This window comes from Polynucleobacter sp. CS-Odin-A6, assembly GCF_018882095.1.
Classification (GTDB): Bacteria; Pseudomonadota; Gammaproteobacteria; order Burkholderiales; family Burkholderiaceae; genus Polynucleobacter.
Genome location: NZ_JACVPD010000001.1, coordinates 166,113 through 176,560, shown reverse-complemented (window position 1 = coordinate 176,560; position 10,448 = coordinate 166,113). Strand labels below are relative to the sequence as shown.

The window sequence follows — 10,448 nt, the reverse complement described above, 5'->3', positions numbered from 1 at the left end:
TCGACCATGACTGACTCTCGCTTAGACACCCTCAACAACTGGCTAACAGGCCTCGAACCTCGCTGGCAATTAGATCTCCCCACTTTGACCCCAGCCTCGGCAGATGCCAGCTTTCGGCGGTATTTTCGGATAGAGTCCAAAAACCCAGATTTCCCGACTCTGATCATCATGGATGCTCCACCCCAATATGAGCCTCTAGATGCCTTCATCAAGGTGGATTTATTGCTCGAAAATGCAGGTTTAAATGCTCCTAAGATCCTAGAAAAAAATGTTGCTGATGGCTTTCTTTTACTCACTGATCTGGGCAATGAAACCTACCTAGCAGCATTAAACAAAGAGACGGCAGATTCTCTCTATCAAGACGCAAGCCATGCTTTAGTGCAAATGCAATTGGCAAGCACTCCTAATGTGTTACCCAACTACGATGAAGCGTTGTTACAACGTGAGTTAGATTTATTTCCGGAGTGGTATCTAAAAAAACATTTACACATCGAATTAACGGAACTTCAGAATTCTCAAATCCAGCAAGCGTTTAAATTAATTATTCAAAATAATTTAGCCCAAGCCAAAGTCTATGTTCATCGTGATTATCACTCACGCAATCTCATGGTGACTGAGAAAAATAATCCAGGAGTGATTGATTTTCAAGATGCAGTGTATGGACCCATTACTTACGATATCGCTTCTCTTTGGCGTGATGCCTACATTGCATGGCCAGAAGAACGAGTTATTGATTGGGTTATCAAGTTTTGGGAAGAAGGTCGCAAGGCAGGCCTACCAATGACGGATGATTTTGGGCAGTTTTATCGTGACTTCGAATGGATGGGTTTACAACGCCACCTTAAAGTCTTAGGTATTTTTGCGAGACTTTTTTATCGTGATGGCAAGGAGGGGTATCTCAGAGATATTCCATTAGTACTCGAGTATGCGATTGCTACTGCTCACCGCTATATTGAATTAAAGCCCTTAGCGCGCATTTTAGAAGCGACCCGTCCAACTAAGGAATGATCTTTAATTCATGATGAACCAAAGTAATCGCATTCCCTGTTTATTACTTGCTGCTGGTCGAGGGGAGCGCATGCGTCCTTTAACGGATGAGCTACCTAAACCACTTCTCACGATCAACCATAAGTCTCTATTAGCCTGGCATCTAGAAAGCTTGTGTAAGGCAGGTTTGAATACAGTGGTGATTAACCACGCATGGCTTGGCCAGAAGATTGAGGATGCTTTGGGTAACGGCAGTCAATTTGGCGTCAATATCACCTACTCCCCGGAAGCCCATGCTTTGGAAACTGCGGGGGGCATTCGTCAGGCATTACCCCTGCTCAATCCAGAAGACTATTTTCTAGTGATTAATGGAGATGTCTTTTGCCCTAATTTCCCAGTGGAGCAACTAATTTCCAAGTTAGATCAGCTGCGTAAACAGCCACATCCGCCATTAGCCCATCTTGTCATGGTGACCAATCCCATCCAACATCCTGATGGGGACTTTTACCTCAAAGATTCCCAAGTATCTAATAAGCCTATCAGTGGCGCTGAAAAGCTGACTTTTTCAGGAATTGGGCTTTACCACCGAGACCTTTTTAAAGACATAGAAATCGGCCTTCCTGCCAAGCTAGCACCCCTACTTAAAGAGGTCATGCTTGAAAATAGCGTGTCCGGTGAAAAATATACTGGAACATGGCACGATGTAGGTACGCCACAACGCTTACAAGAGCTCAATGCAGCTAATGAATAAATCCAATATTTACCAACAACGCCGAATTGAACTGGCAAAACTGATCTGCTCTAAAACGGGGGGTGGCATTGCCATCATCACTACAGCGCCTGAAACTGCCCGCAATCGAGATAGTGAATTTCCTTATCGGCATGACAGTGATTTTTTCTACCTTACTGGCTTTGATGAACCTGGTTCAACCTTAGTTCTAAAAATCGCAGGATCAAACTCACAACCCCAATTAGAGTCCCATTTATTTTGCAGACCCAAAGATGCTGAGCGAGAGATTTGGGATGGCATTCGCCTAGGGCCAGCAGCAGCGCCGGAAGTGTTGGGCCTTGAATACGCCCATAATCTTGATGAGCTAGATACTAAGTTGACTGAGTTATTAGCAGACCAAGAAGCGATTTACCTTCGCCTTGCCGAGAGTGCAGAAACCGATAGACGTTTACGGCATTGGATGAAGCAAGTGCGAAGCCAAGCACGTGCCGGCATCAATCCACCTTCCGAGTTTCATGATGTTGAAAGCTTGATTCATGAAATGCGCCTCTTTAAAGACGCTCACGAAATTGACATCATGCGTCGTGCCGCAGCCATTTCTGCACGAGCCCATATCCGGGCTATGCAAGCCTGTAAGCCAGGATTGCGTGAATACCATCTCGAAGCTGAATTACTCCACGAGTTTCGTTACAGCGGTGCACAAAGTGTTGCTTACAACAGCATTGTTGCTGGTGGTGCCAACGCTTGCATTCTTCACTACCGCGCTAGCGATGCTGAACTCCACAGTGGCGAACTGTGCCTGATCGATGCTGGCTGTGAGTTAGATGGTTATGCCTCTGATATCACGCGGACATTCCCGGTGAATGGAAAATTTACCGGCCCACAACGTGCCTTGTATGACATCACACTAGCATCACAAGAGGCTGCAATTGCTGTGACAAAGCTAGGTAATACTTTTATGCAGCCACATGAGGCTGCACTTAAAGTACTGACTCAAGGATTACTCGACGAAAAGCTTCTCAAGCTTGCGGAATTAGGTTCTCTGGAAAATGCAATTGAGACTGGGGCCTATCGTCGTTTCTATATGCACCGTACCTCGCACTGGCTAGGTATGGATGTACATGATGTGGGTTCTTATCGCGAACCACTTGGCGCAGCAACAGATTCTTCAGAAAAGCCATGGCGTCTTCTCAAGCCTGGCATGGTCCTTACTATCGAGCCAGGCTTATATGTGCGGCCAGCAGATGATGTAGATGAGCGCTTCTGGAATATCGGCATCCGCATTGAAGATGATGCAGTAGTGAATGATGCTGGATGCGAATTAATTTCTCGTGGAGTCCCAGTAAAGCCCGATGAAATTGAAGCGTTGATGAAAAATAATTAATATGCAAGTAGAAAATTTCGATGTGGTGATTCAAGGTGGTGGGCCAGTAGGCCTTGCCTGTACTGCGTGGTACCTACAAAAATTTCCAGATGCCAAGATCCTATTATTGGATCGCAATCCAGTTGATGATGCTGACTTAACTGCTGCAGACACTCGAGGTGTGGCACTGTCGCACGGTAGCAAACTCTTGCTTGACACGATCAATGCTTGGCCAAGTGAATGCGCTGATATTCATCGCGTACACGTCTCACAAGCAGGCCGCTTTGGTCGTGCGCTCATGACGCGTGAAGAGCTTAAGCAAGAGGCTCTTGGTCATATTATTCGTTACCGTGATATTCACTTCACACTACGAAGCGCATTAAGAGCAATTCAAAGCCAAAGCCCGAATTTTGTTTGGCGGCATATTGACTCCAATACAGACATGAATTCTATTCAGGCGAAATGTATTGTGCATGCTGAAGGGGGTTTATTTAAAACCCAGGATTGGGTGGAGACTGGTAGAGACTATGAACAATCTGCATTAGTAGGCTTAGTGGAGGTTGAGAATGCGCAGCCCCATCAAGCATGGGAGCGATTCACCTCTGAAGGTCCCTTAGCCGTTTTACCGAGTCACTATGGTCCTAATATTTTGAATCTTGTTTGGTGCGGATCTCCAATATCTTCAAAGACGCGACTAAAACTGAGTGATGCGGATTTCTTAAAAAGCTTACAAGCGGAGTTTGGGTCACGAATTGGTCAATTCCTCAAAATTCAAGATCGCCGCCTCTATGAGTTGGGCCTTAATTACCGCAAAAACATTACTCAAGGTAATGAAGTTTGGATTGGCAACGCGGCTCAGACTTTGCACCCCGTTGCAGGACAGGGCCTCAACCTTGGATTAAGAGATGCTTATCTCTTAGCTGAAAAACTCAGCGCGCTTTTTTCTAAATCAGAAGATCAAAAAACCGCCGTAGCGATTGAGGCAACATTGCAAGAATATGCTTCCAGTCGCAAAGTAGACCGGACTGCCACTATTGGTCTTACTGATTTCATGGCCAGAATCTTTACCGCCAATCTATTTCCGATTGTGATCGGTCGTGGATTGGCTTTATCGGCTCTGCAGTGGCTCCCCCCAGTCAAAACAGCCTTAGCTCGCCAGATGATGTTTGGTAGGCGCTAAGCCGCTTATATCGCCTCTAAAACACCAGCCTGTCTGGTTTGATCTAAATTACTATATCTGCCTATTTTTTAGGCAGATTTGTGCTAAAGTGTCATCCTTTCGCGCAATTAGATCCTCACTAATACCTTCACCCATCCCCAACCCAAAAGACATGAAGATTGGCCCACACCTGCTCGCCAATAGATTATTTGTTGCTCCCATGGCTGGGGTAACTGATCGCCCATTTCGGCAGCTATGCAAAAAACTGGGGGCTGGTTATGCGGTATCAGAAATGGTCGCGTCCAATGCCTTACTGTGGAAGAGTGAAAAAACTCAGCGTCGCGCTAATCACCAAGGTGAATTTAAGCCGATCGCCGTCCAAATCGCTGGCGCTGATCCCGCGATGATGGCTGCAGCAGCCAAACTCAATGTCGATCATGGCGCCCAGATCATTGATATCAATATGGGTTGTCCCGCCAAAAAGGTCTGCAATGTAGCAGCTGGCTCGGCACTTTTAAGAGATGAGCCTTTAGTACAGCAAATTTTGGAAGCCGTAGTCCAAGCAGTAGGTATCGGACCTGATGCCGTACCGGTTACCTTAAAGATTCGAACGGGTTGGGATCGCGAACATAAGAATGCGCTCAACATAGCCCGTATTGCAGAAAGATCCGGCATCTCCATGCTCACGGTTCACGGCCGCACGAAAGCGGACCTGTACCTTGGTGAGGCTGAATACGAAACGATTACCGCTGTAAAGAGCAGCGTTGCTATTCCAGTGGTCGCGAATGGCGATATCACCACCCCAGAAAAAGCAGCATTCGTTTTACAAGAGACCGGCGCTGATGCCATCATGATTGGCCGGGCAGCCCAGGGACGCCCTTGGATTTTTCGGGAGATTAATCATTTCCTAGAAACAGGCGGAAAACTTCCCACACCCCAGATCAATGAGATACAAGACATCATGAATGCACACCTTATTGACCACTATGAGTTTTATGGTGAATACATTGGCTTACGTACAGCACGTAAGCACATCGGTTGGTACTGCAAGGGCTTGCGTAACTCTCATGCCTTTCGCCAAAGAATGAATACCGCTGATGATTGCAAGACTCAATTGCAAATGGTGAATGATTTTTTTGATGAAATGAAATCCCATTCAGATCGTTTGTTATTTTTAGAAGCAGCTTAAATTCCGTTTTCAATTAATTACTTTTTCTATGACTAATAAGCACCCCATTACCGAATGTATTGAAACCCAGCTACAGCAGTATTTGGATGACCTTAAAGGAACGCCGCCATCTGACCTATACCCAATGGTTCTAGCAGTGGTTGAAAAGCCTATGCTTGAACTCGTCATGCAACATGCTAAGCAAAATCAATCCTTGGCCGCTCAGTACCTCGGCATTAACCGCAACACCCTTCACAAAAAGCTGGTTGAACACCAACTTTTGAAATAAGTCTGCCCAAAACTAAATACTCAATTACTAAAAACTGAATTCTCTTTCAATCAAACTACCTGCTCAATATGATCCGTACAGCCCTACTTTCTGTTTCTGATAAAAATGGTATTGTCCCTTTGGCTAAAGCACTGCATGAGCAAGGCGTCAAGCTGATCTCTACAGGTGGGACCGCAAAACTCTTAGCTGAAAATAAGTTACCCGTAGTGGAGGTCTCCTCATTAACTCAGTTTCCGGAAATGCTAGATGGCCGTGTTAAGACCTTACACCCGATGGTGCATGGCGGCTTACTAGCACGCAGAGATTTTCCTGAGCATATGGCTGCTTTAAAAAAGCATGGCATTGATACCATCGATATGCTCGTGATTAACCTCTACCCATTTAACGAAACTGTTGCTCAAGCTGATTGCTCTTTTGAAGATGCTGTAGAGAACATCGATATTGGTGGCCCAGCCATGCTGCGTGCTGCCGCTAAGAATCATCAGGATGTCACCGTACTCATCTCGCCAGAAGATTACGCACCTGTGCTGCAGGAGATGAAAGCCAACCAGAATATGGTTTCCTATCAGACGAATCTAGGTCTAGCTAAAAAAGTTTTTGCGCATACCGCTCAATATGATGGCGCCATCGCCAATTATTTGTCTGCATTAGGAAATGACTTAGATCACAAGAAACGCTCTGCGTATCCAGAAACCTTGCACCTGGCATTCGAAAAAGTACAGGAGATGCGTTATGGTGAGAACCCCCATCAATCTGCCGCTTTCTATAAAGACATTGAGCCAGTCGAGGGTGCACTCGCGAATTACAAACAACTCCAAGGTAAAGAACTTTCGTATAACAATATCGCTGATGCGGACTCCGCTTGGGAATGCGTTAAGAGTTTTACTGGCAATGCTAGCGGCGTTGCCGCCTGCGTCATTATCAAACATGCCAATCCGTGTGGAGTAGCTGTTGGCGCTAATCCTCTTGAAGCCTACCAAAAAGCATTTCAGACGGATCCCAGTTCAGCGTTCGGCGGGATCATCGCCTTTAATGTGCCGTGTGATGGTGCAGCAGCTGAAGCGATCTCTCAACAGTTCGTGGAAGTGCTGATTGCCCCTAGTTTTAGCGATGAAGCTAAAGCGATCTTTGCTACCAAACAAAATGTTCGCCTTTTAGAGATCTCCTTAGGTAGCGCATTCAACAGGTTTGATTTCAAACGGGTTGGCGGTGGCTTACTAGTGCAGTCTCCCGATGCCAAGAATGTACTTGAACAGGAAATGCGCGTTGTTAGCAAACGTTTGCCAACCCCCACCGAAATGCATGACATGATGTTTGCTTGGCGTGTTGCGAAGTTTGTGAAATCCAATGCCATTGTGTATTGCGCTAACGGCATGACTCTCGGTATTGGTGCAGGCCAAATGAGTCGCGTAGACTCTGCACGCATGGCCAGCATTAAGGCAGAGAATGCGGGTTTAAGCCTTCAAGGCTCAGCGGTAGCGAGTGATGCTTTCTTCCCATTTCGCGATGGCCTAGATATTGTCGTGAATGGTGGGGCAAGTTGCGCCATCCAGCCCGGTGGCAGCATGCGTGATGATGAAATCATTGCAGCAGCAAACGAGCATGGTATTGCCATGATCTTTACCGGCATTCGTCACTTCCGTCATTAACAAGTAAACACAGAATCGATAACAAATTGATGCGTTGGATAGGAATCGACCCAGGCCTTCGAACCACTGGCTTCGGAGTGATCGATGTGGATGGCCAAAAGCTGACTTATGTAGCCTCTGGAACGATTGAAAGCGGCGATCCTGCAAAGGGATTGCCAGAGCGATTAGGCGCTCTCTACGCTGGAGTGAAAGAGGTTCTGGAAACCTATCGCCCGGAATCTGCGGCAATAGAAGAAGTCTTCCTCAATGTCAACCCACGCTCAACCCTCATGCTGGGACAAGCGCGAGGTGCCGTCATTGCAGCACTAGTTTCAGACAAACTCCCTGTTGCCGAATACAGCGCACTCCGAGTCAAGCAATCCATTGTCGGTACAGGTCGCGCCACCAAGCCCCAAGTTCAAGAAATGGTGAAACGGTTGCTTCGCTTAAGCCGTGCCCCTGGAACAGATGCAGCAGATGCTTTAGGGGTAGCTATTTGCGCTGCGCACCATGCACAGATTCCAAAGGCAATTACTACGGCATTTGCACCCAAGAAGCGAAGCAAGTAAGACCTCATACCATTACGCAATCACAATATAAACAGGTTAAGATCTTCTTATGATTGGTCGCATTCAAGGCATTCTCGTTTCAGTTCACCCTCCTCGCCTCCTGGTAGATTGCCAAGGCGTTGGCTATGAGATCGATGTGCCCATGAGCACCTTGTATCAACTACCTGAGATCAATCAAAAGATCACCCTACTCACGCATTTCCAAGTGCGTGAAGATGCTCAACAACTATTTGGCTTTGCCACAGAAACCGAGCGTGAAGCATTTAGGCAGCTAATCAAGATCAGTGGCGTAGGCTCACGTACAGCATTAGCCGTTCTTTCCGGCATGAGCGTCAATGAATTAGTCCAAGCCATTGCGATGCAAGAAGCGGGTCGCCTAACTCAAGTGCCTGGTATTGGCAAAAAGACAGCTGAACGACTTTGTTTAGAGCTGAAAGGTAAGTTAGCGCCAGACTTAGGAATGACCGGCGGCAAACCTCAGGCTATTGAAACAAGCAGCGAGGTATTGCAGGCACTCTTGGCATTAGGCTATTCCGAAAAAGAAGCGCAACTGGCGCTCAAACAAATTCCTCCAGATTGCACTGTTTCTGACGGGATTCGAATGGGCTTGAAGTATCTCTCTAAAGCCTAATTCTCAAGTCTAAAAGTACACTCTCAAAATAAGCACTACACTTGTCGCATGGCAATCCATACCGAAGACCTTAGTGCTATTCCCGAAGATTTACCAGAAGGTAATGACCGCATTGTGAGCGGTTCAGCCGGCAACGCAGAAGCCGTCTTTGAAAGAGCACTACGCCCAAAACAACTCGACGAGTATGTTGGCCAAACCAAGGCGCGCGCCCAATTAGAAATCTTTATTACTGCCACAAGAGCAAGACAAGAAGCGCTTGATCATGTCCTGTTATTTGGCCCTCCTGGATTAGGTAAAACAACCCTTGCTCACATCATTGCCAGAGAGCTTGGTGTGAACTTACGACAAACCAGTGGCCCCGTTTTAGATAGACCCGGTGATCTTGCTGCCTTGCTGACGAATTTAGAAGCGAATGACGTACTCTTTATTGATGAGATTCATCGCCTATCTCCCGTAGTTGAGGAAATTCTGTATCCAGCGCTTGAGGATTACAGCCTAGACATCATGATTGGCGAAGGTCCTGCGGCACGAAGTGTCAAAATTGATCTCAAGCCATTCACCTTGATCGGCGCCACTACCCGCGCCGGCATGCTGACAAATCCATTGCGCGACCGCTTTGGCATTGTGGCAAGGCTGGAGTTCTACACCACAGAAGAGCTCACCCAAATTATTACGCGCTCCGCCAGCTTACTAAAAGCAGATATTGACCCTGAGGGATCTATTGAGATTGCTAAGCGAGCTCGCGGTACTCCCCGTATTGCCAATCGCTTATTACGTCGTGTTCGTGACTATGCTGAAGTAAAAGGTACCGGCACTATTACTAAAGCGATGGCTGATGCAGCACTGCAGATGCTGGATGTAGACCCCAGCGGTTTTGACGTGATGGATAGAAAACTATTAGAAGCCATCCTTCATAAGTTTGATGGTGGCCCAGTTGGGATTGATAACTTAGCTGCAGCTATCGGTGAGGAACGCGACACTATAGAGGATGTCTTAGAGCCTTATTTGATTCAGCAGGGTTACTTACAAAGAACCTCTCGCGGCAGAGTAGCAACTAGACAGGCTTATGCACACTTTGGTCTAGCACCACCAAGCAGTTTATTGAGTCCAGAGCCGCTAGAGTAGATGCAAAGTTTCTTAATGATGCTAAGGCAATCAAATATCAAGTTCATCCTGCTACTCTTGTGTGTTGCCTTTATACCCCCTTGCTATGCATTGGATGACATTCCCAATGGCTTACCGGATCGTATTGTTGGCGATATAGGGGGTGCTTTTTACTCCTCTAACTTGCATATCGGTACCGAAGGAGCTCAATCCCTTGTCCTACCTTATGCCTTTTTTGATTACCAACGTTTTTTTGCGCGCATAGATCAAGTTGGTATCAAGACCTTTAAGATGGGTTACGGATACCTTGAGGTCTCTGGAAAAATTAGCTTAGATAGCTATAAGGTGAAGTCCCCCATCAATGGCAATTCCATCAATAAAGGCTCCCCCATCCCCTTAGGGTTTAGTACATTTCAGGAAACACCCATTGGGGGATTTTTTGTCAACGCATACCATGACTTCGGTAAATCAAAAGGGGCTCTCTATGAAGCATCCTACTTTACTGAGCTAGAGACTTATAAGAAAATAGTCATCTACCCTCAAGTGGGTATTGAAAGACAATCTTCGCAGTATGCAAACTATTACTACAGTATCAACACCGGAGAATCCGCTCTTACAGGCTATAACGCCTTTACGGCATCAGCAACTAATAACTTGATAGCCGGAGTCATGATTGAAATCCCAATCATGGATAACTGGTATATGAATATCTACGGCAAGCGCAAATGGATGGGCAGCGGAATTAATAATAGCCCTGTGATGAATCGCTCATTTCAGGATAATATTGTTGCGGCTTTAGCGTATCGCTTTAAATAAAGCC

At 46.4% G+C, this 10,448-nt stretch carries 11 protein-coding genes; all 11 read left to right on the top strand.

All coding sequences use genetic code 11. From position 1 onward, the window contains the following. Positions 1-6 precede the first annotated feature (6 nt). The 11 genes from ICN15_RS00970 to ICN15_RS00920 all read left to right on the top strand — a co-directional run bounded on the left by ICN15_RS00970 (position 7) and on the right by ICN15_RS00920 (position 10,444). Entirely contained in the window at positions 7-1,008 is a 1,002-nt protein-coding gene (locus ICN15_RS00970; protein ID WP_216200640.1) for an aminoglycoside phosphotransferase family protein, read from the top strand. 10 nt (positions 1,009-1,018) lie between these two features. Beyond that, positions 1,019-1,738 (top strand): N-acetylmuramate alpha-1-phosphate uridylyltransferase MurU, encoded by a 720-nt coding sequence (gene murU / locus ICN15_RS00965; RefSeq protein ID WP_370625378.1) that lies wholly within the window; start codon positions 1,019-1,021, stop codon positions 1,736-1,738. Next, positions 1,731-3,101: an aminopeptidase P N-terminal domain-containing protein gene (locus ICN15_RS00960; protein WP_370625377.1), complete on the top strand. Its 1,371-nt coding sequence runs from the start codon at positions 1,731-1,733 to the stop codon at positions 3,099-3,101. The genes murU and ICN15_RS00960 overlap by 8 nt, the downstream gene beginning before the upstream one ends. Position 3,102: 1 nt before the next feature. Then, positions 3,103-4,260, top strand: coding sequence for an FAD-dependent monooxygenase (locus ICN15_RS00955; RefSeq protein WP_216200638.1), 1,158 nt, complete (start codon positions 3,103-3,105; stop codon positions 4,258-4,260). A gap of 151 nt (positions 4,261-4,411) precedes the next feature. Beyond that, positions 4,412-5,428: a tRNA dihydrouridine synthase DusB gene (gene dusB / locus ICN15_RS00950; protein ID WP_216201481.1), complete on the top strand. Its 1,017-nt coding sequence runs from the start codon at positions 4,412-4,414 to the stop codon at positions 5,426-5,428. 28 nt (positions 5,429-5,456) lie between these two features. Further along, the gene (locus tag ICN15_RS00945; RefSeq protein WP_216200637.1) at positions 5,457-5,696 is read left to right on the top strand and encodes a helix-turn-helix domain-containing protein; all 240 of its coding nucleotides are present in this window, start codon (positions 5,457-5,459) and stop codon (positions 5,694-5,696) included. A 68-nt stretch (positions 5,697-5,764) separates the two neighbouring features. Beyond that, positions 5,765-7,345, top strand: coding sequence for a bifunctional phosphoribosylaminoimidazolecarboxamide formyltransferase/IMP cyclohydrolase (gene purH, locus ICN15_RS00940; protein ID WP_216200636.1), 1,581 nt, complete (start codon positions 5,765-5,767; stop codon positions 7,343-7,345). Between the two features lie 29 nt (positions 7,346-7,374). Next, positions 7,375-7,893 (top strand): crossover junction endodeoxyribonuclease RuvC, encoded by a 519-nt coding sequence (gene ruvC, locus ICN15_RS00935; RefSeq protein ID WP_216200635.1) that lies wholly within the window; start codon positions 7,375-7,377, stop codon positions 7,891-7,893. A gap of 49 nt (positions 7,894-7,942) precedes the next feature. Then, positions 7,943-8,524, top strand: coding sequence for a Holliday junction branch migration protein RuvA (gene ruvA / locus ICN15_RS00930; protein WP_216200634.1), 582 nt, complete (start codon positions 7,943-7,945; stop codon positions 8,522-8,524). Positions 8,525-8,572: 48 nt separating this feature from the next. Next, positions 8,573-9,649: a Holliday junction branch migration DNA helicase RuvB gene (gene ruvB / locus ICN15_RS00925; RefSeq protein WP_216200633.1), complete on the top strand. Its 1,077-nt coding sequence runs from the start codon at positions 8,573-8,575 to the stop codon at positions 9,647-9,649. A 15-nt stretch (positions 9,650-9,664) separates the two neighbouring features. Further along, positions 9,665-10,444, top strand: a complete 780-nt coding sequence (locus tag ICN15_RS00920; RefSeq protein WP_216200632.1) for a MipA/OmpV family protein — start codon at positions 9,665-9,667, stop codon at positions 10,442-10,444. Positions 10,445-10,448 lie beyond the last annotated feature (4 nt).

Coding starts and splice junctions, on each gene's coding strand:
- ICN15_RS00970 (WP_216200640.1), top strand. CDS start 7: ATGACTGACTCTCGCTTAGACACCCTCAACAACTGGCTAACAGGCCTC.
- murU (WP_370625378.1), top strand. CDS start 1,019: ATGATGAACCAAAGTAATCGCATTCCCTGTTTATTACTTGCTGCTGGT.
- ICN15_RS00960 (WP_370625377.1), top strand. CDS start 1,731: ATGAATAAATCCAATATTTACCAACAACGCCGAATTGAACTGGCAAAA.
- ICN15_RS00955 (WP_216200638.1), top strand. CDS start 3,103: ATGCAAGTAGAAAATTTCGATGTGGTGATTCAAGGTGGTGGGCCAGTA.
- dusB (WP_216201481.1), top strand. CDS start 4,412: ATGAAGATTGGCCCACACCTGCTCGCCAATAGATTATTTGTTGCTCCC.
- ICN15_RS00945 (WP_216200637.1), top strand. CDS start 5,457: ATGACTAATAAGCACCCCATTACCGAATGTATTGAAACCCAGCTACAG.
- purH (WP_216200636.1), top strand. CDS start 5,765: ATGATCCGTACAGCCCTACTTTCTGTTTCTGATAAAAATGGTATTGTC.
- ruvC (WP_216200635.1), top strand. CDS start 7,375: ATGCGTTGGATAGGAATCGACCCAGGCCTTCGAACCACTGGCTTCGGA.
- ruvA (WP_216200634.1), top strand. CDS start 7,943: ATGATTGGTCGCATTCAAGGCATTCTCGTTTCAGTTCACCCTCCTCGC.
- ruvB (WP_216200633.1), top strand. CDS start 8,573: ATGGCAATCCATACCGAAGACCTTAGTGCTATTCCCGAAGATTTACCA.
- ICN15_RS00920 (WP_216200632.1), top strand. CDS start 9,665: ATGATGCTAAGGCAATCAAATATCAAGTTCATCCTGCTACTCTTGTGT.